The organism is Massilia sp. ZL223 (assembly GCF_018119395.1).
GTDB lineage: Bacteria > Pseudomonadota > Gammaproteobacteria > Burkholderiales > Burkholderiaceae_D > Telluria.
Map to the genome: position 1 here is coordinate 19,560 of NZ_JAGPWD010000006.1, position 21,879 is coordinate 41,438.

Below are 21,879 nucleotides of genomic sequence, written 5' to 3' on the forward strand. Positions count from 1 at the left end.
CACCAGCGCCAAAGTGGCCACCACGCTGGTCACCGGCGCCTCCGCCAGCGCGCGCGAGCAAGCCATCGCCGCCTTGCTTGCTCGTTTGCCCGGTCAAGCCGCTACGCACCATCCTGACGCGCCCGCCGGCGCGCATATCGATTCGTCATCCTCTTCCTCTTCCGGCGCCGCCACGGCGCGCCTGGAAAGCGCGGTCATCCTCGAAGGCATGGCCGCCTCCAGCACGCCGCTGGTCTCCACTTCCTCTCTCCAGGTCGTGCGCATCGCCCCCGGGTGCCTGTGCTGCGACGGCAATCTCGTTTTGCGTGTAACATTAAATCGACTGCTGCGCCAGCGCCCGCGACATCTGTACATCGGCCTGGCGCGCAGCGAGCACCTTGATCAGTTGCGATCGTGGTTGCAAGACGCACCATACGATCAGCTGTTGGCGCTGAACCCGGACATCCAGACCTGAACACCGGCCGGCACTCCCGGTGAATCCAAGGTCTCTTGAAATCGGTTCGGCCAGCCCCACCTCTTAAGCGAAGTGAAGAGCCCGCCGCCCGCCGCCGCGCGGCAGGTTTCACAAACTCTGATCGAGAGAAGGAGTCATCATGAACATGATCTATAACAGCGAACAGTACAGCGTCGTCGAGTTCGGTGTCGACCGCGAACTCGAGGCCCTGCGTTTCGGCGGCTTCGAGATCGTCGACAAGGCCGGCCGGCGCGAAGCGTTCATCGGCGGCAAACTGGCTCAGTCCTTCCGGCGTGATGTGAACAACCTGATCGCCAGCGAACCGACCATGGAAGAAATCGACGACTTCCTGGGGTCCTACGACACCCTGATGAGCCAACCTGTCGTTCTCCACTGAGCTACTGCACGAAAGGTGCTGCATAAGGGTGCTCCCCTCACCGCATAGCGCCCTGCCGGGCGCCATCGATCTTCCGAACGATGGCGCCCTGGTCTGACGGCATGGTAAGCTGCATCCATGTGTCAGCTACTCGGAATGAACTGCAATGTCCCTACCGACATTGTCTTCTCTTTCACCGGCTTCGCCCATCGCGGCGGCCGCACCGATACCCACCATGACGGCTGGGGCATCGCTTTCTTCGAAGGCGCGGGTGTGCGCCACTTCGTCGATCACCAGGCCGCCATCGCCTCGCCGATCGCCGAACTGATCAAGCATTATCCGATCAAGTCCACCAACGTCATCGCCCATATCCGCAAGGCCACGCAAGGGCAGGTCGCCCTCGAGAACTGCCATCCCTTCGTGCGCGAGCTGTGGGGACGCTACTGGGTGTTCGCCCATAACGGCGACCTCAAGGAATTCCAGCCGGTGCTGGACGGGGCGTTCCGCCCGGTCGGCAACACCGACAGCGAGCTGGCCTTCTGCTATCTGCTGCAATGCCTGCGCCGCGAATTCGGCGACCAGGCGCCCGAGCGCGCGGCCCTGCGCGCCGCGCTCGAACGCCTGGTGCCGGCGATTGCCGCGCATGGCACCTTCAACATGATGCTGTCCGACGGCACGGCCCTGTTCACCCATTGCTCGACCAAGCTGTGCTACGTGGTGCGCAAGTATCCCTTCGTGACCGCCTGCCTGTCGGACGAAGACCTGTCGGTCGACTTCTCGCAGGTGACCACGCCGAACGACCGGGTGGCCATCATCGTGACCGAACCGCTGACCACCAACGAACAATGGACCCAGTTCGCGCCCGGCGAGCTGATCATGTTCGTGGATGGCTTGCCACAATAAGTGGCATAACTGATGCATAAAAGCTAAGGTTCCGACGATAAATTAATGTCTTAAAGCCACTAACGGTTGCGGATGCGGTAAAGTATCCCGATTCGCCGACAGAAAGAGACGAGATGACCGATTCCGCAAGCCTCGACCACGCGTCCCAGCCGCTGCGCATGCGCAACTTCTACCTCGCGCGCCAGCCGGTCCTGGACCGCAACCAGGCGCTGTACGGCTACGAACTGCTGTTCCGCGGCAGCGCCCAGGGCGCGGCGGGCATCGATCCGTCCGCGATCGGCTCGGGCCTGTCGGCCAGCGCCAGCGTCATCCACCATGCTTCCCAGCTCGGCCTGCCGCGCGCGATCGGCGACGCCACCGCCTTCCTGAACGTGGACAAGGAAGTCCTGATGAGCGACATGTTCGCCTTCCTGCCGCGCGAGCGGACGGTGCTGGAGATCGTGCGCTCGGTCGAGCCGGACGACGCGGTGATCGGGCGCATGACCGAACTCGCCTCGCACGGCTTCCGCTTCGCCGCCGAGGCCTCGGCCCACGGCGCCTCGCTGGCGCGCCTGCTGCCGGTGATCGACTTCGTCAAGATGGACCTGCGCGAGCTGCCGGTCGTGACCCTGCTGTCGCTGGCGCCGCGCCTGCGCACCACCGGCAAGCGCCTGGTGGCGGAGAAGGTCGAGACCCACAGCGAATACCGCACCTGCCTGGACATCGGCTTCGACTACTTCCAGGGTTATTACTTCGCCAAGCCGACCGTCATGACCGGCCGCAAGCTGTCGCCTTCGCAGACGACGGTGCTGGACCTGATGAACCTGGTGACCTCGGAAGCCGATAACAGCGAGATCGAGAAGGTGGTCAAGCGCGAGGTGACCCTGGGCCTGAACCTGCTGCGCCTGGTGAACACGCCGGCCGTGGGCGCCACGCGCCGCATCGAGTCGGTTAGCCAGGCCCTGATCCTGCTGGGCCGCCGCCAGCTGCAGCGCTGGCTGCAGATCCTGCTGTATGCGGAACCGGGCGTGCGCGGCCACAGCCAGAGTCCGCTGCTGATGCTGGCCACCACGCGCGCGCGCCTGATGGAACTGCTGGCCCAGCGCCTGCGTCCGGGCCAGCGCAATGTGGCCGACGTCGCCTTCACGGTGGGCATGATGTCCCTGATGGATACCTTGTTCTGCATTCCGATGCAGGACATCGTGGAGCAGATTCCCGTGATCGACGAAGTGCGCCACGCGCTGCTGTTGCGCAAGGGCTTCTTCGGCGAGCTGCTGCGCCTGGCGGAATCGATCGAGCAGATGGGCGACGCCGACGATGCGGTGCTGCCGGCGCTGCACGAGCTGGCGCTGGATGGCGATGACCTGGCGGAGCTCGAGGTATCGGCGTTCGAGTGGAGCGATAAGGTGGTGCGGTACGCGATTTGAGCTAACTCTGATCGTGCAAACTCAGGTTCCGGTCTTCGCCGGAAGTCGTAGGCGCCAGTGGCGCGTACGACGGTTTTTAGGTTAGCAGCCACATGTACTTCCGCAGTCCGCTCCCTCCGCACGTCGTCCCGGCGGAGGCCGGGACCCAAGTTCACTTGAGCTGAGCCACCGGTCGCCCTAGCCGGTTGCCCTAGCCGGTCGCCCTAGCCGGTCGCCCTAGCCGGTTGCCCCCGACTTCGTCCACTGACTGTGCAGCTCCGGATCGCTCCGCAGCTCCCACAATCCCAGCACCACCGTCGCCAGCCCCGACACCAGCAAGCTGGTCGTCATGGTCCTGTCCGGAATGATATCCAGCAGCCAGGGCGATACCGCCACCCAGGCCCCGGCCACGACATTCAGCAGCACCGCCCACACATAGGTCTTGTACAAGTCGAAGGCCGCCAGCACGGCCAGGATGATGCCCGCGATCGTCGCGTTGATCGCCGGCGGGGAGGAAGCCGGATAGTTGAATACCCAGGGCGAAACGATCAGCCAGATCCCGGTCAAGAGGATCACCTGATCCTGCCAGCGCTTCGCTGAATAATGGAATCCACCGCGCAGTGCCATGTCCGTTCTCCTTTCCTAGCGTTGGAAATGATGGAGTTGCACTGTCTTAGAAAAGAAAAACGCCGCGAAGTTCGCGGCGTTCCCATGCATGCGCTGGAGGCTTAGAGGTTCGGCGCCAGGTGACGCTCGAGCTCGGCCTTGTCCATGCCGCGGCGGCGCGCCATGTCCTCGACCTGGTCGTCGCCGATCTTGCCGACCACGAAGTACTTCGAGTCCGGATGCGCGAAGTAGAAGCCCGACACAGCCGCGCCCGGATACATGGCGAAGGACTCGGTCAGCTGCATGCCGATCTCGTCCGCCTGCAGGGTACGGAAGACGTCGGCCTTCACCGTGTGCTCCGGGCAGGCCGGATAGCCCGGCGCCGGGCGGATGCCGCGGTATTCCTCGGCGATCAGGGCCTCGTTGCTCAGGTCTTCGTCCGGCGCATAGCCCCACAGGTCGGTACGCACGCGCTGGTGCATGTACTCGGCGAAGGCTTCGGCCAGGCGGTCGGCCAGGGCCTTGAGCATGATCGAGGAGTAGTCGTCGTGCGCGGCCTCGAAGCGCTGCTCGTGCTTCTCGATGCCCAGGCCCGCGGTCACCGCGAACATGCCGATGTAGTCCGCCACGCCCGAGCTCTTCGGCGCGATGAAGTCGGACAGGCACTGGTTCGGACGCTGCTGGCCGTCGACCACCGGCTTCACGCCCTGCTGGCGCAGGCCGTAGTAGGTGAAGGCGACTTCGCTGCGCGATTCGTCGGTATAGATCTCGATGTCGTCGTCGTTGACGCTGTTGGCCGGCAGCAGGGCGATGGCGCCGTTGGCGCTCAGCCAGCGGCCTTCGATGATCTTCTTCAGCATCGCCTGGCCTTCTTCATAGACCTTCGATGCGGCTTCGCCCACCACTTCATCCTTGAGGATGGCGGGGAAGGGGCCGGCCAGGTCCCAGGTCTGGAAGAAGGGACCCCAGTCGATGTAGCGTGCGATCAATCCCAGGTCGACGTTCTTGAATACGCGGCGGCCGACGAACTTCGGCTTGACCGGCGCATGGGCCAGGCGCGCCTTGTTGGCGCGCGCCTGTTCGATCGACAGCAGCGGCAGGGCTTTCTTGCCGGCGTGCTGGATGCGGATGCGCTCGTAGTCCTGGGCCAGTTCGATCACGTAGGCGTCGCGCGTGTCTTCGGTCACCAGCGCCTGGCCGACCGAGACCGAACGCGAGGCGTCCGGCACGTAGACCACCGGGCCTTCGTAGTGAGGGGCGATCTTGACCGCGGTGTGGGCGCGGCTGGTGGTCGCGCCGCCGATCAGGAGCGGGGTCTTGCGCTCGCGGAACCACGGATCGCGCTGCATCTCGCGTGCCACGTGGGCCATTTCTTCCAGCGAAGGCGTGATCAGGCCAGACAGGCCGACGATGTCGGCGTTCTCTTCCTTGGCCTTGGCCAGGATGTCGGAAGCAGGGACCATCACGCCCATGTTCACGATCTCGAAGTTATTGCACTGCAGGACCACCGAGACGATGTTCTTGCCGATGTCGTGCACGTCGCCCTTGACGGTGGCGATCACCATCTTGCCCTTCGGTTTGGCGACGATGCCGGTGCGGCGTTCTTCCTCGGCCTTTTCCTCTTCGATGAAAGGCACCAGGTGGGCCACGGCCTGCTTCATCACGCGCGCCGACTTCACCACCTGGGGCAGGAACATCTTGCCCTGGCCGAACAGGTCGCCGACGATGTTCATGCCGTCCATCAGCGGGCCTTCGATCACGTGGATCGGGCGGCCGTTCGCGGCCAGCACCTGCTGGCGCATTTCTTCGGTATCCTCGACGATCCACTGGGTGATGCCGTGCACCAGCGCGTGCGCCAGGCGCTTCTCGACCGGGGCGTTGCGCCACTCGAGGTTCTGTTCCTGCTTGGCGCCGCCGGCCTTCAAGCTGCCCGCGAATTCGATCATGCGCTCGGTCGCGTCCGGGCGGCGGTTCAGCACCACGTCCTCGACGCGCTCGCGCAGCTCCGGCGGCAGGTCGTCGTAGACGCCGACCATGCCGGCGTTGACGATGCCCATGGTCAGGCCGGCCTTGATCGCGTGGTAGAGGAAGACCGTGTGGATCGCCTCGCGCGCCGGGTCGTTGCCGCGGAAGCTGAACGAGACGTTGGACACGCCGCCCGACACCTTTGCGTGCGGCAGGTTGGCGCGGATCCAGGCGGTCGCTTCGATGAAGTCGTTCGCGTAGTTGTTGTGTTCCTCGATGCCGGTGGCGATCGCGAAGATGTTCGGGTCGAAGATGATGTCTTCCGGCGGGAAGCCGACCTTCTCCACCAGCACTTTATACGCGCGGCCGCAGATCTCGGTCTTGCGCGCGAAGGTGTCGGCCTGGCCCTGTTCGTCGAAGGCCATGACGATCACGGCCGCGCCGTAGCGGCGGCACAGGCGCGCCTGGCGAATGAATTCCTCTTCGCCTTCCTTGAGCGAGATCGAGTTGACGATGGCCTTGCCCTGGACGCACTTCAGGCCCGCCTCGATCACCGACCACTTGGAGGAGTCGATCATCACCGGCACGCGCGAGATGTCGGGTTCGGACGCGATCAGGTTCAGGAAGCGCGTCATGGCCGCCTGCGAATCCAGCATCGCCTCGTCCATGTTGATGTCGATGACCTGGGCGCCGTTCTCGACCTGCTGGCGCGCGACCGACAGCGCCTCGTCGAACTGCTCGTTCAGGATCATGCGCGCGAAGGCCTTGGAGCCGGTGACGTTGGTGCGCTCGCCCACGTTGACGAACAGCGAGCTCTCGTCGATGGTGAAGGGCTCCAGGCCCGACAGGCGCATGGCCACCGGAATCTGCGGCACCTGGCGTGGCGTGTGGTTTTCCAGGATCTTCGCGATCGCGTTGATGTGCTCGGGCGTGGTGCCGCAGCAGCCGCCGGCGATGTTGACGAAGCCGGCGTCGGCGAATTCGCGCAGCAGGGCGGAGGTATCCGCCGGCAGTTCGTCGAAGCCGGTGTCGCTCATCGGGTTGGGCAGGCCGGCGTTCGGGTAGATGCACACGAAGGTGTCGGCGATCTGGGCCAGCTCTTCGGCGTAGGGGCGCATCAGGGCCGCGCCCAGGGCGCAGTTCAGGCCGATGGTCAGGGGCCTGGCGTGGCGCACCGAGTTCCAGAAGGCGGCCACCGTCTGGCCCGACAGGATGCGGCCCGAGGCGTCGGTGACGGTGCCCGAGATCATCAGCGGCAGGCGCGGCGTCTCCGGGTGCTCGTCGAAGTACATATCGATCGCGAACAGCGCGGCCTTGCAGTTCAGGGTGTCGAAGATGGTCTCGACCAGCAGCACGTCGGCGCCACCAATGACCAGGCCGCGCACCTGTTCGTGGTAGCTGGCGACCAGCTGGTCGAAGGTGATGTTGCGTGCTCCCGGGTCGTTCACGCTGGGGGAGATCGAGGCGGTCTTCGGGGTCGGGCCCAGGGCGCCGCACACGAAGCGCGGCTTGTCCGGGGTGCTGTACTTCGCGCAGGCGGCGCGCGCCAGTTTGGCGGCCTCGACGTTCATCTCGTAGGCCAGGTGGGCCATGTGGTAATCCTCCTGCGCCACGCTGGTGGCGCCGAAGGTATTGGTCTCGATCAGGTCGGCGCCGGCGGCCAGGTAGCGTTCGTGGATTTCCTGGATCACCTGCGGCTGGGTCAGGGTCAGCAGCTCGTTGTTGCCCTTCACGAAGAGCTCGCGCTGGGCGCCGCCGGCCGGGGCGGCGAAGTCGGCGAAGCGGGCGCCGCGATAGGCGGCTTCATCCAGTTTGTACTGCTGGATGATGGTGCCCATCGCGCCGTCCAGGATCATGATGCGGCGCGACAGGATCTCGCGCAACTGGGAATCGATCGGGGAGAAGGCTTGCGATTGGGCGGTCATGGTGGGGTCTCTTTGTGGATACGCGGCTTGAGGCAGGAGCTCCACCAAGCCGATGACATTTAGGCGGTCTGCCATTATACGTCATGCGGAAAAGATGGTTTTGTGAGGACTTCGCGGCCGATCCGTGTATGTATCGTTTTGTATGTAACAGGCATGTTGTTACACGACGTTACAAAAACCGGCTCATCCGCAATCTTTACGATACATACCGGGACCACAATCAGTTCCGCCGTCACGAAGCGGCGTATGCATTAAATGGGAAAAACGCATGAACAAAGAATACGAACCGGATTGGGACCAAGCCCTCCGCAACCAGGAACCGGCAGTATCGTCCAAGCCCCACGCCGCCAGCGGCGTGAAGCAGATCGTCACCATTCGCCTGGACGTGGACATGCTGGAATGGTTCAAGGAAGCTGGTCCGGGTTACCAGACCCGCATCAACCAGGTGCTGCGCGAGCACATGGAAGCCCAGCGCGCACGCGCTCCGCAGGAACACTGATGGGCGGCGCGCCGCCGGCAGCAGGGCGGCGCAGTCGATTTTGTCTTGGCGGCTCTTACCATGCGGCTTGATGCCGGCATGATGGGCGCCACTATCAGGATTGGAAACAAAAAAGGCAGCCGCAAGGCTGCCTTTGTGTTTTGGGCCGTGGATTTCAGCCGAAGCTGAGCCCCGCCAGCGGGAAGCCCTTGAGGAATTCCGCCGCCGCCAGGCGTTTGCCGCCCGGCTTCTGGAGCTCGTCCAGGCGCAGCGCGCCTTCGCCGCAGGCCACGACGATGCCTTGCGCATCGGCCGCCAGCACCTGGCCCGGCTCGCCCTTGCCGGCAACCGGTTCCGCCTGCCAGATCTTGACCGCCACGCCGTTCACCTGCCCATGCGCGCCCGGGAAGGGATTGAAGGCGCGCACCTTGCGGCCCAGCGCCTCGGCGGACAGGCCGAAGTCCAGCTTCGCTTCTTCCTTGCTGATCTTGGCGGCGTAGGTCACGCCTTCTTCCGGCTGCGGCACCGCTTCCAGCTGGCCCGCCGCCATCTTGCGCAGCGCGTCCACGATCATGCGTCCGCCCAGCGCGGCCAGCTTGTCGTGCAGGCTGCCGGTGCTGTCCGTGTCCTCGATGGCCACGCGCTCGATCAGCATCATCGGTCCCGTGTCCAGGCCTTCTTCCATCTGCATGATAGTGACGCCGGTCTCGGCGTCGCCCGCCTCGATCGCGCGGTGGATCGGCGCGGCGCCGCGCCAGCGCGGCAGCAGGGAACCGTGGATATTGATGCAAGGCTTGATGTCGAGCGTGCTGCGCGGCAGGATCAGGCCATAGGCCGCCACCACCATCACGTCGTAGTCGAGCGCCTGCAGGCGTTCGTGGGCGGCGCGCGCTTCCTCGGCGCGCTGCGGGTCCTTGCTGTCCATGCGCAGGGACAGCGGCTGCAGCACTTCCATGCCCTGCGCCACGGCATATTGCTTCACCGCGGAGGCTTGCAGCTGCATGCCGCGCCCGGCCGGCCGATCGGGCTGGGTCAGGACCAGGGGAATCTGGAAACCGGCCTCGTGCAGGGCGCGCAGGGCGACGGCGGCGAACTCGGGTGTACCCGCGAAGACGACTTTCATCGGCGGCGCCGTCATCAACGGCGGCCGGCGGCGCGCTGCGCAGCCTCGCGCTCCATGCCGCGCTCTTCCTTCTGCAGCTTGGCCTTGATGCGGTTGCGCTTGAGCGGCGACAGGTATTCCACGAAGACCTTGCCCATCAGGTGGTCCATCTCGTGCTGGATGCAGACGGCCAGCAGGCCGTCGGCCTCGACCTCGAACTCCTTGCCGTCGGCGTCCCAGGCGCGCACCTTCACGCGGGAAGGGCGCTCGACGCCGTCGTAGATGCCCGGCACCGACAGGCAGCCTTCGTCGTAAACCTGCTTTTCGTCGCTGGCCCAGGTGATTTCCGGATTGATGAAGACGATCAGCTGGCTTTGATCTTCGGTGACGTCGATGACGACGACGCGCTCGTGGACATCGACCTGGGTCGCCGCCAGGCCCACGCCGGGTGCGTCGTACATGGTTTCGGCCATGTCGGCGACGAGCTTGCGCAGGCGTTCGGTGCCGAATTCGGTCACCGGCTTGGCCACCTTGTGCAGGCGCGGGTCGGGATAGCGGAGAATCTTCAGTAAGGCCATATCAATCAGGTAATAAAGTGGGTTCAGTATTCAGCTACGGATGTGTGGCACAGACATAAACGCAACACACGAAGCGCCTGGCAGGACGCGGTTTGTCTTGCTAGTTCAGGGATTTGTGTGCAGAATTTGATTCACTACGGCAACCTTTTAAGGAAACCGGGAACGGACGCATGGTTCTTTCTTCGTCCTGATTCTCGTGCCGTGACTGGGCGGGATGCATTCCGGACAGTCAGCAATTGGTCTCAACGCTCCATTTTACGGACGTCTTCGATGAAAAATTTTAGCACAGTCGTGACTCGCGCTGCTGCGGCGGCGCTCGTCGCATGTGCCACGGCCGGCGCGGCCCTGGCCGCACCGGTAGCCCCCGCCAACTGCAGCTTCCGCCCCAATGCCCCCGACCAGCACGTCGTGGTCAAGGGCGATACCCTGTGGGACATTTCCGGCGCCTTCCTCCAGAACCCCTGGTGCTGGCCCCAGGTCTGGGGCATGAATCGTGACGAAATCCGCAACCCGCACTGGATCTATCCGGGCCAGGTCATCTATTTCGACCGCACGCGCGGCCGCCTGTCGCTGACGCCGCCGGGCGGCGACGGCCGCGGCGAGCCTCCGCTGACCCGCCTTTCGCCCCAGCTGCGCAGCGAATCGCTCGAGCGCGACGCCGTGCAGTCGATCCCGGCCGGCGCCATCGAACCCTACCTGACCCAGCCGCTCGTGGTCGAGGCCAACGAACTGGCCGCCGCGCCGCGCATCATCGCCTCGCAGGAAGGCCGGGTCTACCTGGGCAAGGGCGACAAGGTCTATGTCAAGGGCGACCTGCGCGGCGGCAACAGCTTCCAGGTCTTCCGTCCGGGCACGGTCCTGAAGGATCCGCAGACCGGCAAGGTGCTGGCCCACGAAGCCGCCTACCTCGGCACCGTCACCCTGGTGACGGAAGCGAGGCCCGGCGTCGACGCCCACACCTTCCGCGTCACCGACACCCTGCAGGAAATGGGCGTGGGCGACCTGCTGGTGCCGGCCCCGCCGACCCCGGTGCGCAACTACATGCCGCACGCCCCGGCCCAGCCGGTCGATGCGCGCGTGATGTCGATCTATGCCGGCGTCAGCTATGCCGGCCAGAGCCAGGTCGTGACTGTCAACCGGGGTTCGCTTGACGGACTCGATGTCGGCGCCGTGCTGCAGCTCTATCATCTCGGGAAGACGGTGCCGGATCCGGCCAGCAAGGGCTTCCTGGGCTTCGGCAAGACGCAGATCAAGCTGCCGGACGAGCAATACGGCAACCTGTTCATCTTCCGTGTGTTCAAGAACGTCTCGTACGGCTTGATCATGCAAGTGACGGAGCCGGTGCAAGTCGGCGACGTGGCCAAATCACCGGAGTAACACCGCCGTGCAGGACACGGACCCCCACACCACCGCTTCCGTCGCCAATAACATCGCCGACTGGATACGCCTGGAACAGGCCAGCGGGGTGGGCGGCCGGACTGCGCGGCACCTGCTGGAGCGCCTGGGCGCTCCAGCCGCGATCTTCTCCGCCAGCCAGGGCCTACTTGCCGAGCTGGTTTCTCCCGCCCAGGCGCGCGCTCTGTGCGCACCGCCATCTCCCGAGCTGGCCCGGCTGATCGAGGCCACCCTGGTCTGGCTGCGGCAGCCCTCCCACCACATCCTCACCCTGCACGACCCCGGCTATCCGGCGCTGCTGGCCCAGATTCCCGACCCGCCTTTGATGCTCTATATAAAAGGGCGCATCGATTTGCTGGCGGCGCCCCTGGTGGCCGTGGTCGGCAGCCGCAACGCGAGCATGCAGGGCAGGGCCAATGCCGAGGGCTTCGCGCGGGCCTTGTCGCAGGCCGGCCTGTGCGTCGTGTCGGGCATGGCGCTGGGCGTGGACACGGCCGCGCACCAGGGCGCGCTCGACGGCGCCGGCGCGACCATCGCCGTGATCGGCACCGGCATCGACCGCGTTTATCCGGCGCGCAACCGCGAACTGGCCCACCGCATCGCCGGCGAAGGCTGCATCGTCAGCGAATACGCCCTCGGCACGCCGCCGGTCGCGGGCAACTTTCCGCGCCGTAACCGCATCATCAGCGGCCTCGCGGCCGGCGTGCTGGTGGTGGAGGCGGCGGCCGGGTCCGGCTCCCTGATCACGGCCCAGCTGGCGGCCGAGCAGGGCAGGGAGGTGTTCGCCATCCCCGGTTCCATCCATTCGGCCCTGGCCAAGGGCTGCCACCAGCTGATCCGCGAAGGGGCGCAACTGGTCGAGACCGTGGACGACGTGCTGGCGGCCATGCGCTGCTCGCCCCTGGCCGCCCCGGCGGTGCCTGCGGAAGCCGAACCGGACGACGAGCTCCTTGCCGCCCTTGGCCACGACCCGGTCGGCATCGATGCTTTGCTGGAGCGGGTAGGCGGCGACGCCGGCCTGCTGGGCGGCCGTTTGCTGGCGCTGGAGCTGGCCGGCCTGGTCGAACAACTGCCCGGCGGACGGGTGCAAAGGCTCGTTCGCTGAGCCGTATCAAGCAGCGGAAAACATACTGCTGAGTTGCAAAGATCTATCCTTAGCAAGAGGGTGTTTGCGAAATGTATGCTCTTGTTTTCATTGGGAATCGAGTAAGCTGATTGAACGGATAAGGCCGCGAAACAACGTTTTTTTCGGGGAGGGTTCGTGCGCGCGCGCGAGACTTGTGCCGCGACGAACTTAACTGCTACAGTAGCGTCACTATGTTCGACATCCTGGTCTACCTCTACGAGACGTACTACCGTCCCGACGCCTGCCCCGAGCCGGCAGCCCTGGCTCGCAAGCTGTCCGCCGTCGGTTTCGACGACATTGAAATCTCGGAAGCCCTCGACTGGCTCACCGGCCTGACCGAGATGGCGACCACCGAGCAGATCGAAGCCTCGACCGGCACCCGCTACTACGTGGACGAGGAATACATCGAGCTGGGCAGCGCAGCGATCGGCTTCATCCAGTTCCTGGAAAGCGCCGGCGTACTCGGCCCCGTGCAGCGCGAGATCGTCATCGAGCGCGCGCTGGCGGTCGACGAATCGCCCGTTACCCTGGGCAAGCTCAAGATCATCGTGCTGATGGTCATGTGGAGCCAGGGCAAGGAGCCCGACGCCCTCATGTTCGACGACCTGTTCAGCGACGAGGACGAGCAGGAGCCGCGTCTGCTCCACTGATCCAGCACAAAGTTTTACACCATACCAAAACGGGGCCTTCAGCCCCGTTTTTCATTGGCGCTGCCCGTTTTCGAGGCGGCCGCACGGCCGTTTCGCACCATGGTCCAGCACAAGTCCGGCACAAGGCGTACTTGCAGGGACGGCGAGAACCCGCTTATCATTGGCCGCTCAAAACAGACTGTTACCATTCAGACACTACGGCAAACAAGGCCGTCCGGCTCGAAGCATGTATGATGCGCAAGCCGAGCCACACCACTCTATATAGTAAGTACGACGAGAAACCCTATGACCAAATCCCTCATCATCGCGGAGAAGCCCTCGGTCGCGAACGACATCGCGAAGACGCTGGGCGGCTTCACCAAGCACGATGAGTACTTCGAATCCGACGAATTCATTCTCTCGTCCGCCGTCGGTCACCTGCTCGAGATCACGGTGCCCGAGGAATACGACGTCAAGCGCGGCAAATGGAGCTTCCAGCACCTGCCCGTGATTCCGCCGTACTTCGCGCTGAATCCGATCGCCAAGACCGAATCGCGCCTCAAGGTGCTCAACAAGTTGATCAAGCGCAAGGATGTCACCACCCTGATCAACGCATGCGACGCGGGACGCGAAGGAGAACTGATCTTCCGCCTGATCGCCCAGAACGCCAAGGCCAAGCAGCCGGTCAAGCGCCTGTGGCTGCAGTCGATGACCCCGGCCGCGATCCGCGAGGGCTTCGCCCACCTGCGCACTGACGACGAGATGCTGCCGCTGGCCGACGCCGCGCGCTGCCGCTCGGAAGCCGACTGGCTGATCGGCATCAACGGCACCCGCGCCATGACCGCCTTCAACTCGAAGGAGGGCGGTTTCTACCTGACCACCGTGGGCCGCGTGCAGACGCCGACCCTGTCGATCGTGGTCGAGCGCGAAGAGAAGATCAAGAAGTTCGTGCCGCGCGACTACTGGGAAGTGCGCGCCGAGTTCGTGTGCGCCGCCGGCGTCTACGAAGGCCGCTGGCTCGACACCGGTTTCAAGAAGGACGAGAACGATCCCGAGAAGCGCGCCGAGCGCCTGTGGAGCAAGGCCGCCGCCGATTCGATCGTCGCCGCCTGCCGCGGCAAGCAGGGCGTGGTCACCGAGGAATCGAAGCCGACCACCTCGATGGCGCCGGCCCTGTTCGACCTGACCTCGCTGCAGCGCGAGGCCAACGGCCGCTTCGGCTTCTCGGCCAAGAACACCCTGGGCCTGGCCCAGGCGCTGTACGAAAAGCACAAGGTGCTCACCTATCCGCGTACCGATTCGCGCCACCTGCCGGAAGACTATGTCGGCACGGTCAAGAGCACGATGGAAGCGCTGAACGACACCAACAACTACCAGCAATTCTCGAAGCAGGTGCTGAAGAACGGCTGGGTCAAGCCGAACAAGCGCATCTTCGACAACACCAAGATCTCGGACCACTTCGCCATCATCCCGACCGGCGTGATCCCGAAGAACCTGAGCGAGCCGGAACAGAAGCTCTACGACCTGGTCACGCGCCGCTTCCTGGCCGTGTTCTTCCCGGCCGCGGAGTTCCTGGTCACCACCCGCTTCACCGAAGTCTCGGGCCACCAGTTCAAGACCGAGGGCAAGGTGATGACCAACCCCGGCTGGCTGGCCGTGTACGGCAAGGACACCACCGGCGACGACAAGGACGGCGCCACCCTGGTGCCGGTGGCCAAGGGCGAGAAGGTCCTGGCCGACAAGCTCAGCGCCAACGGCCTGGTCACCAAGCCGCCCGCGCGCTACACCGAAGCGACCCTGCTGTCGGCGATGGAAGGCGCGGGCAAGCTGGTCGACTCGGACGAGCTGCGCGACGCCATGGCCGGCAAGGGCCTGGGCACGCCGGCGACCCGCGCGGCCATCATCGAAGGCCTGCTGACCGAGAAATACCTGCTGCGCGAAGGCCGCGAGCTGATGCCGACCGCGAAGGCGTCCCAGCTGATGACCCTGCTGCGCGGCCTGGGCGTGAACGAACTCACCGCCCCCGAGCTGACCGGCGAATGGGAATACAAGCTCGCCCAGATGGAGAAGGGCAAGATCTCGCGCGAGGAATTCATGCGCGAGATCGCGCAGATGACCCAGATCATCGTCAAGCGCGCCAAGGAATACGACAACGACACGATCCCGGGCGAGTACGCGACCCTGCAGACGCCTTGTCCGAACTGCAGTGGCGTGGTCAAGGAAAACTACCGCCGCTTCGCCTGCACCAAATGCGACTTCTCGATGTCGAAGACGCCGGGCAGCCGCCAGTTCGAGATCGAGGAAGTCGAGGAGCTGCTGAAGAACCGCACCATCGGTCCGCTGCAGGGCTTCCGCTCCAAGATGGGCCGTCCGTTCGCGGCGATCCTGCGCATCGTGCGCGACGAAGAGGTCAAGAACTTCAAGCTGGAATTCGACTTCGGCCAGGATCAGGACGAGGGCGAGGAAGGCGAGGGCGTGGACTTCAGCGGCCAGACCCCGGTCGGCCCCTGCCCGAAGTGCCAGGGCGGCGTGTACGAGATGCCGCTGGCCTATGTGTGCGAGCACAGCGTGGCCAAGCCCAAGACTTGCGACTTCCGCAGCGGCCGCATCATCCTGCAGCAGGAGATCCTGCCTGAGCAGATGGGCAAGCTGCTGAACGACGGCAAGACCGACCTGCTGCCGGGCTTCGTCTCGCAGCGTACCCGCCGGGCCTTCAAGGCCTTCCTGGTGCGCGGCAAGGACGGCAAGATCAGCTTCGAGTTCGAGGAGCGCAAGGCCAAGCCTGGCGCCAAGGGCAAGGCGGCTGCGGCCGATGGCGCCGACGGTGCCGACGGTGCGGCGGAGGCCGTGAAGCCGGCGCGCAAGGCGGCGGCGAAGGCGCCCGCCAAGAAGCCAGCTGCGAAGAAGGCGCCGGCCAAGAAGACGGCTTCGGCGGCGAAGAAATAAGACTGGCTTTGGCCGGTGGTGAAAACGCGAGCTTCGGCTCGCGTTTTTTTTGCGCTCGCGGGATGCGTGAAAACTTAGGTTCCGGCCTGCGCCGGAACGACGGGGCAAGGCGCAGGCCATAAACTTGTCCGTAACCCGTTAGCTGTAAAACCGTCGTTCCGGCGAAGGCCGGAACCTACGTTTGCATGAGCATCCGCAACACTTCTTTCCAACCGTTCAATATTTTTCTTCCCTGTAACCGATGTTCAAGTAATAATCATCGAGTACCTTTGGTCATTGTTTCAGGTACGGCGGCTCCCGGAGACGAGCCATCTTCCAACTAGACGAACAGTTCTGAAACTGCACATGAAGCTATCCGATCTCAAAATCGCCACCCGGATCTACCTGGGCTTCGGCGTCCTGGCCAGCATGACCGTCCTCATGGTCGCCATTTCGTACGTGAACTTCGCCCGCCTCGGCACGGCCAACGACATGAACCTCCACACCTACGAGGTGCTGGCCGAAGTCGACGCCGTGACCGAAGCCCTGATCAATACCGAAACCGGCCAGCGCGGCTATGCGCTGACCGGCGACGAGGCCTCGCTCCAGCCCTACCAGGGCGGCAAGCAGGCCTTCCGCCAGCATCTCGACAAGGCGCTGGCCCTGACCGCCGACAACGCGGCCCAGCAGGAGCGCCTCAAGCTGCTCGGCCAGCTCCAGGGCAACTGGCTGGCCCAGGCCATCGATCCGGTGATCGCCATGCGCCGCGCCAGCGTCGACGACAACGTCGGCGAAGTGGTCGCCTTCGTCCAGCAGGGCAAGGGCAGGGCCGGCATGGACGCCATGCGCAGCCTGCTCGCCGATGTCGGCAAGGCCGAGACCGTGCTGCTGGAACAGCGCCGTGCCGACGCGGCCAGCCTGCAGGCGAGCCTGAGCCGGGTCCTGATCGGCGGCGGCATCCTGTCGGTGCTGATGGCGGGCTTCATGGCCTTCCAGCTGATGCGCTCGATCAGCATCCCGTTGCGCCGCGCCGTCAAGGTGGCCAAGCAGGTGGCCGAGGGAGACCTGAGCGCCGAGGTGAGGGTGCGTTCGAAGGACGAGACGGGCGAGCTGATGGGCGCGCTGAGGGACATGAACGCCGCCCTGGTGGCCATCGTGTCCGAGGTGCGCGGCGGCACCGAGCGCATCGAGGCGGCGTCGACCGAGATCTCGGCCGGCAACCAGGACCTGTCCGCGCGCACCGAGCAGCAGGCCGGCTCGCTGGAAGAGACCGCGTCCTCGATGGAGGAACTGACCTCGACCGTCAAGCAGAACGCCGACAACGCGCGCCAGGCCAACCAGCTGGCGGCCAGCGCCGCCGAGACCGCGACCCGCGGCGGGGCGGTGGTGTCGGAAGTGGTGACCACGATGGGTTCGATCAACGAGTCGGCGCGCAAGATCGTCGACATCATCGGCGTGATCGACAGCATCGCCTTCCAGACCAACATCCTGGCGCTGAACGCCGCGGTGGAAGCGGCGCGCGCCGGCGAGCAGGGACGGGGCTTCGCTGTGGTGGCGGGCGAGGTGCGCAACCTGGCCCAGCGCTCGGCCAACGCGGCCAAGGAAATCAAGGGCCTGATCGGCGATTCGGTCTCGCGCGTGGAAGCGGGCTCGCGCCTGGTGGACCAGGCCGGCCGCACGATGGACGAAGTGGTGGCCAGCGTGCGCCGGGTGTCGGACATCATCGGCGAGATCTCGGCGGCGAGCGACGAGCAGCGCTCCGGCATCGAGCAGGTGAACCAGGCGATCGTGCAGATGGATCACGTGACGCAGCAGAATGCGGCGCTGGTGGAGCAGGCGGCGGCTGCGGCGGAAGCGATGCGCGAGCAGGCGGGGGGCTTGTCGCAGCTGGTGGGGACCTTCAAGCTGGCGCGTGGGCAGGAGGCGCTTGCGGCGCCGGTGGCGCGCAAGGCCTTGCCGGGGAAGCAGCGTAGCGTGGCGAAGGCAGCTTAAGAAAGCGTCCGTGGTGCGCTGCTGAATTGGGTTCCGGCCTTCGCCGGAACGACGGTCTCTGAGCTTGGCACTTCGGTTAGCACGTCGTTCCGCCGAAGGCCGGAACCTAAGTGCACGCACACCACCATAAAATGAAAAGGGCCCGCACCCCGCGAGCCCCATGCAAAAAACCGCGGTCACGCCGCGGTTTTCATTCCCTGGGATCAGGGAAGCTTAATCCTGCCACTCTTGCAGCGCGCGGATGGCGGCTTCGCCGTTGCGGATCGCCTTCACGCGGCGCACCACTTCGTTGCGCCAGGCTTCGTCCGCGTCCTCGTCGGCACCATCGATATCCTGCAGCAGCAGGCGCAGCAGCTCGTGCTTTTCCGAAGCACTCAGCGTCTGGATCTTTTCTGCGATCTCGGCAACCACGTTCGACATGATTTTCCTTCCGGAGTGTAGTGAGTCGATCATAACGTGAGAATCATGGGTTGTCGACTGCGACCATGTTGTCTGTTGGTTTCTTGTCGATCAGTTTGTTGTCCGGGTCGATACCGGCCCGTCCCGGACGCACGTCCACCACCAGGACCACCGTCTGTTCCGCCTTGTCGACCAGGCGCCGCTCGCGCACCAGGGCGTTGCCGTTGCGGTCGTCGACGCCGAATTCGATGTAGTCGCGCAGCGGCGCCGGCTTCTCGTCGCCCAGCTCGCCCGCACGCACCTTGGCGGCATGGGCGCGGATCGTCACCTCGAACTTGCCGTCGCGGCGCTGGCGCATCGTGGCGCTCTCGGCGCGGTTCTCGTACAGGACGATGTGCTCGAACAGGTCGTCGATCAGGTAGGCCTTGTCCGCCGGCGTCACCGCGCGCAGGGCGTCGATCAGGCTGCTGGCGGTCGGATAGGGCGCGCCCTGGTAGGCGTGGGTGGCCAGCAGCTGGCGCAGCACGCCGCTCACCACGTCCTCGCCCAGCAGGTCCTGCAGCAGGTAGAGCGCCAGGCTGCCCTTGCGGTAATGGACGTAGTCCTGGTTCTCGTTGTGCCCCAGCGGCAGCTCCTTGCGCGGCTCGGTGGCGCGGCCCATCAGGTAGGCGTCCAGGTTGTAGCGCAGGAAGCGGCGCATCTTGTTCGGGCCGACCGCGCGCTTCATCACCATCAGCGCCGTGTACTCCGACAGGCTCTCGGACAGCACGGTCGCGCCGCGCGTCTCGGCGCCCACCAGCTGGTGGCCCCACCACTGGTGCGCGGTTTCGTGGGCGCTGACGTAGAACGGATAGTCGATGTCCTTCGGCGAGCCGGAATCCACCTTGGCGATGAAGCCGGCGCTCTCGGAGAACGGGATGGTGCCGGGGAAGGCCTGGGCGTAGCGCTCGTAGCGCGGGAATTCGACGATGCGCAGCTCGCGGAACTGGTAGGGGCTGAAGCGCCGCGACCCGTAGTCCAGGCCGGCCTGGGCGCCCTTGATCATGCGGTCGACGTTGTACTCGTGGCCGGGATGGTAGTAGACGTCGATGGTCACGTCGCGCCAGCGGTCGTGGCGCACCTCGTAGCGCGCCGACTGGAAGGCGACCATGTTCAGGATCGGCTTGTCCATCCGGTAGTGGAAGTAGCGGCGGCCATTGGCTATCCATTCCTGCTCCAGGGTGCCGGGCGCGATCGCGATCTGGTCCGGGCTGGTGCTGACCACGGCGTCGAAACTGACCCAGCCGGCGTCGTTGCCGGCCATGTTGTTGGCGCGCGCGGCCGCGTCGTCGCGCGCCGCCATGCGCTCGCGCGGGGCCAGGCCGTGGCGGCGGCGTTCGCGCTCGTCGTCCAGCTCCACCGAGGGCTGGTAGCCGATGCGCGGCATGACGGAATTGGTAAAGAAAGTGCCATTACCGACCACCGGCGTGTCCTGCATCACGCCCAGCAGCCCGCCCGGCACGTAGTCGACCCGGAACTCCAGCGCCAGGCGCGCGCCCGGCGCCAGCGGGGTGGCCAGGCGGTAGTGGTAGAAGCCGTGGTCGACATCGGCGCGCGCCAGGGTCGCCGGCTGCGAGAACCTGGCCGACAGGGCGGCGCCGCGCTGCTGGTAGAGGACGATGTCGGCCAGCGGCCCGCCAGTGCGGTTCTCGAGCTGGTAGTAGCCCTTGATGCGCAGGGAACGCTCTTCCGGACGGATCGCGACTTCCACGTTGACGTCGGCGATGCGCGGCTGCGGCAGGGCGGCGTAGCGGTGGTAGCGCTGTTCGTAGCGGGCGCGCGTGGCTTCCTTCTGCCACGGGGTCTGCCAGCCCGCCGCCGCCATTTCGTAGCACAGCAGGATGCCCACGCCGGCGAACAGCACGAAGCCGGCGCCGAAACCGGCCAGCACCAGCGGCGACAGGTTGCGGCGCGCCAGGCGCAGGCGCTCGCGCAGGCCGGTGTCGACGCCGCGCGGCCACAGCACGCGCGCGGCCACCAGCAGCATGACCGCGGCGCCGGCCCAGTACAGCTGGAACAGGTGTTCGCGCAGCAGGTAGTGGCCGAAGCCGTTCATCGCCGAATAGCTGGCTTCCGGGCTGATGCCGTACAGGACCAGCGGATGGTCGACGCCGAGGGCGTCCAGGGTCACCACCAGCACGTACCAGGCGATCAGGAGGAAGTAGGCCAGGTACTTGTGGTTGACGATCACCTGCACCGCGATCGCCAGCACCGCGATCAGCGCGTACTCCGGCAGCATCACGGTGAACAGGGTGCGCAGGTAGAGGCCGGGCTCGAGGCCGAAGTAGCCCTTGAACAGCTGGATCAGCATCCCGGCGAGCATGGCGATCAGGAGCAGGAAGGCCTGCAGGCCGACCAGGGCCAGGGTCTTGGCGGCCAGCGGCAGCCAGGTCGGCACCGGCAGCGCGTCGAGCATCTGGGCGATGCGCTGGTCGCGGTCGCGCCAGACCAGTTCGCCGGCGTAGAAGATGGTGACCACCAGCAGGAACAGCTCGAACACTTCGCGGATCATGTCCAGCACCATGTAGGTGACCGGATAGGTCGGCGTGCCGTAGATCGAGCCCAGGTCGAGCGAGCTGGCCACCAGGGCCAGCACGCCGGCCAGGGTCAGCACGGCGAAGTAGATGTTCTTGACCGATTCGCGCAGGTTGGTCCAGGCGGTGGTGACCAGCAGGATCGCCAGGCTGCGGCCGGCGAAGTCGGGCGCTTCGCGGGTGTCGACGGCGCTGTGGGCCAGTTCCACCGGCGTCTCGGCCGGGCCGCGGCCGCGGCCGCGCGGGTCCAGGTCGCCGATCAGGTGCAGGCGCCAGTAGCCGAGCAGCAGCACGACCGCGCCCAGGGCGGCCCAGATCAGGCGGTTGACCAGGTAGACGCCTTCCAGCCCGATCGCGCGCGTATTGCGCTCGGCGATCGGCCAGTACTCGGTCAGGCGGATCAGGGCTGTGGTGCCGAAGGGGTCGATCAGGGCCGCCAGGGTCTTGTAGTCGAGGTCGCGCGCCAGCCCGGGCGCGACGACATAGCCGATCATCATGACCACGCTGGCCACATAGACCGGCAGCATGCGCCGGGTCAGGGCCGCCAGCACGAAGAAGATCGCGCCGAAGATGAAGATGTTTGGCAGCAGCGTGTACAGGTAGGGCTGCACGAAGCTGGCCAGGCTGGCCGGCCCCAGGCGGTCGGGCGCGATGCCCGGAATGAAGCTGCCCAGCCAGGCGCCCAGCAGGATGCTGGAGAAGATCACCGCCAGCACCACGAAGGCGCCGAGGAAGCGGCCGAACACGTAGTGGTACTTGCGGATCGGCGCGCTGTAGAAGAAGTGGTGCATCTGGTATTCGAAATCCTGCTGCACCGAGCGGCCCATCACGGCCGCCGTCACCACCACCCCGAAGCAGCCGAGGAAGGCGGTGGTCAGGGCGATCTGGCGCGGGGCGTTGAGCAGGACCCGGCCGCCGAAGGACACCACGGCGTCGCGGAACACGCCGCCGGCGGCGGCCATCCACAGCATGGCCAGGGCCAGGAAGACCCCGAAATACACCCAGGTGGACAGCAGGCGCAGGCGCTGTCCCGCCTCGAAACGGGCGATGGCGAACAAAGGACTCACG

16 protein-coding genes are annotated in these 21,879 nt (G+C 65.6%); 10 read left to right on the forward strand and 6 right to left on the reverse strand.

Annotated features, from left to right (window positions below; genetic code table 11):
- The first annotated feature begins 13 nt into the window (after positions 1-13).
- From KBW95_RS06260 to KBW95_RS06275, 4 genes are all read left to right on the forward strand, one after another.
- The gene (locus KBW95_RS06260) at positions 14-454 is read left to right on the forward strand and encodes a GTPase (RefSeq protein ID WP_373888762.1); all 441 of its coding nucleotides are present in this window, start codon (positions 14-16) and stop codon (positions 452-454) included.
- Positions 455-593: 139 nt separating this feature from the next.
- Positions 594-851: a DUF3567 domain-containing protein gene (locus tag KBW95_RS06265; protein ID WP_020656370.1), complete on the forward strand. Its 258-nt coding sequence runs from the start codon at positions 594-596 to the stop codon at positions 849-851.
- A gap of 117 nt (positions 852-968) precedes the next feature.
- Complete coding sequence (locus KBW95_RS06270) at positions 969-1,733, forward strand: class II glutamine amidotransferase (RefSeq protein ID WP_211525537.1); 765 nt, start codon at positions 969-971, stop codon at positions 1,731-1,733.
- Between the two features lie 113 nt (positions 1,734-1,846).
- A complete protein-coding gene (locus tag KBW95_RS06275; protein ID WP_211525538.1) occupies positions 1,847-3,139 on the forward strand; it encodes an EAL and HDOD domain-containing protein in 1,293 nt (430 codons plus the stop codon).
- A gap of 216 nt (positions 3,140-3,355) precedes the next feature.
- On the opposite strand, the gene KBW95_RS06280 is transcribed toward KBW95_RS06275, so the two are convergent.
- A complete protein-coding gene (locus KBW95_RS06280; protein ID WP_211527737.1) occupies positions 3,356-3,745 on the reverse strand; it encodes an SPW repeat protein in 390 nt (129 codons plus the stop codon).
- Positions 3,746-3,846: 101 nt separating this feature from the next.
- Entirely contained in the window at positions 3,847-7,614 is a 3,768-nt protein-coding gene (metH, locus tag KBW95_RS06285; protein WP_211527738.1) for a methionine synthase, read from the reverse strand.
- A 268-nt stretch (positions 7,615-7,882) separates the two neighbouring features.
- Here metH and KBW95_RS06290 point away from each other — a divergent pair, with 268 nt between their 5' ends.
- Positions 7,883-8,113 carry a BrnA antitoxin family protein gene (locus KBW95_RS06290; RefSeq protein WP_211527739.1) on the forward strand — a complete coding sequence of 77 codons (231 nt, stop codon included), beginning with the start codon at positions 7,883-7,885 and terminating at the stop codon, positions 8,111-8,113.
- Positions 8,114-8,267: 154 nt separating this feature from the next.
- Here KBW95_RS06290 and fmt read toward each other — a convergent pair whose 3' ends face one another.
- Positions 8,268-9,215, reverse strand: coding sequence for a methionyl-tRNA formyltransferase (fmt, locus tag KBW95_RS06295; protein WP_211525542.1), 948 nt, complete (start codon positions 9,213-9,215; stop codon positions 8,268-8,270).
- A gap of 14 nt (positions 9,216-9,229) precedes the next feature.
- Positions 9,230-9,772, reverse strand: a complete 543-nt coding sequence (def, locus tag KBW95_RS06300; RefSeq protein ID WP_211525543.1) for a peptide deformylase — start codon at positions 9,770-9,772, stop codon at positions 9,230-9,232.
- Between the two features lie 270 nt (positions 9,773-10,042).
- Here def and KBW95_RS06305 point away from each other — a divergent pair, with 270 nt between their 5' ends.
- The 5 genes from KBW95_RS06305 (at position 10,043) to KBW95_RS06325 (ending at position 17,839) form a co-directional block, all read left to right on the forward strand.
- Positions 10,043-11,149, forward strand: coding sequence for a LysM peptidoglycan-binding domain-containing protein (locus KBW95_RS06305; RefSeq protein ID WP_211525544.1), 1,107 nt, complete (start codon positions 10,043-10,045; stop codon positions 11,147-11,149).
- Positions 11,150-11,156: 7 nt separating this feature from the next.
- Positions 11,157-12,272, forward strand: a complete 1,116-nt coding sequence (gene dprA, locus KBW95_RS06310; protein WP_211525545.1) for a DNA-processing protein DprA — start codon at positions 11,157-11,159, stop codon at positions 12,270-12,272.
- A 212-nt stretch (positions 12,273-12,484) separates the two neighbouring features.
- On the forward strand, positions 12,485-12,943 hold the full coding sequence (locus tag KBW95_RS06315; protein WP_211525546.1) for a DUF494 family protein: 459 nt from the start codon (positions 12,485-12,487) through the stop codon (positions 12,941-12,943).
- Between the two features lie 285 nt (positions 12,944-13,228).
- Complete coding sequence (locus KBW95_RS06320; RefSeq protein ID WP_211525547.1) at positions 13,229-15,868, forward strand: DNA topoisomerase III; 2,640 nt, start codon at positions 13,229-13,231, stop codon at positions 15,866-15,868.
- 345 nt (positions 15,869-16,213) lie between these two features.
- Complete coding sequence (locus KBW95_RS06325) at positions 16,214-17,839, forward strand: methyl-accepting chemotaxis protein (RefSeq protein WP_211527740.1); 1,626 nt, start codon at positions 16,214-16,216, stop codon at positions 17,837-17,839.
- Between the two features lie 213 nt (positions 17,840-18,052).
- On the opposite strand, the gene KBW95_RS06330 is transcribed toward KBW95_RS06325, so the two are convergent.
- Both KBW95_RS06330 and KBW95_RS06335 read right to left on the reverse strand, forming a co-directional pair.
- Entirely contained in the window at positions 18,053-18,259 is a 207-nt protein-coding gene (locus KBW95_RS06330) for an addiction module protein (RefSeq protein ID WP_211525549.1), read from the reverse strand.
- 43 nt (positions 18,260-18,302) lie between these two features.
- Positions 18,303-21,878, reverse strand: coding sequence for a M1 family aminopeptidase (locus KBW95_RS06335; RefSeq protein ID WP_373888763.1), 3,576 nt, complete (start codon positions 21,876-21,878; stop codon positions 18,303-18,305).
- Between the last annotated feature and the right edge of the window lies 1 nt (position 21,879).

Excerpts from the sequence above, each read along its gene's own strand:
- metH (WP_211527738.1), bottom strand. The coding sequence starts at position 7,614 with ATGACCGCCCAATCGCAAGCCTTCTCCCCGATCGATTCCCAGTTGCGC.
- KBW95_RS06290 (WP_211527739.1), top strand. The coding sequence starts at position 7,883 with ATGAACAAAGAATACGAACCGGATTGGGACCAAGCCCTCCGCAACCAG.
- KBW95_RS06275 (WP_211525538.1), top strand. The coding sequence starts at position 1,847 with ATGACCGATTCCGCAAGCCTCGACCACGCGTCCCAGCCGCTGCGCATG.
- KBW95_RS06325 (WP_211527740.1), top strand. The coding sequence starts at position 16,214 with ATGAAGCTATCCGATCTCAAAATCGCCACCCGGATCTACCTGGGCTTC.
- fmt (WP_211525542.1), bottom strand. The coding sequence starts at position 9,215 with ATGAAAGTCGTCTTCGCGGGTACACCCGAGTTCGCCGCCGTCGCCCTG.
- def (WP_211525543.1), bottom strand. The coding sequence starts at position 9,772 with ATGGCCTTACTGAAGATTCTCCGCTATCCCGACCCGCGCCTGCACAAG.
- KBW95_RS06265 (WP_020656370.1), top strand. The coding sequence starts at position 594 with ATGAACATGATCTATAACAGCGAACAGTACAGCGTCGTCGAGTTCGGT.
- KBW95_RS06270 (WP_211525537.1), top strand. The coding sequence starts at position 969 with ATGTGTCAGCTACTCGGAATGAACTGCAATGTCCCTACCGACATTGTC.
- KBW95_RS06320 (WP_211525547.1), top strand. The coding sequence starts at position 13,229 with ATGACCAAATCCCTCATCATCGCGGAGAAGCCCTCGGTCGCGAACGAC.
- KBW95_RS06305 (WP_211525544.1), top strand. The coding sequence starts at position 10,043 with ATGAAAAATTTTAGCACAGTCGTGACTCGCGCTGCTGCGGCGGCGCTC.
- KBW95_RS06330 (WP_211525549.1), bottom strand. The coding sequence starts at position 18,259 with ATGTCGAACGTGGTTGCCGAGATCGCAGAAAAGATCCAGACGCTGAGT.
- KBW95_RS06280 (WP_211527737.1), bottom strand. The coding sequence starts at position 3,745 with ATGGCACTGCGCGGTGGATTCCATTATTCAGCGAAGCGCTGGCAGGAT.
- KBW95_RS06315 (WP_211525546.1), top strand. The coding sequence starts at position 12,485 with ATGTTCGACATCCTGGTCTACCTCTACGAGACGTACTACCGTCCCGAC.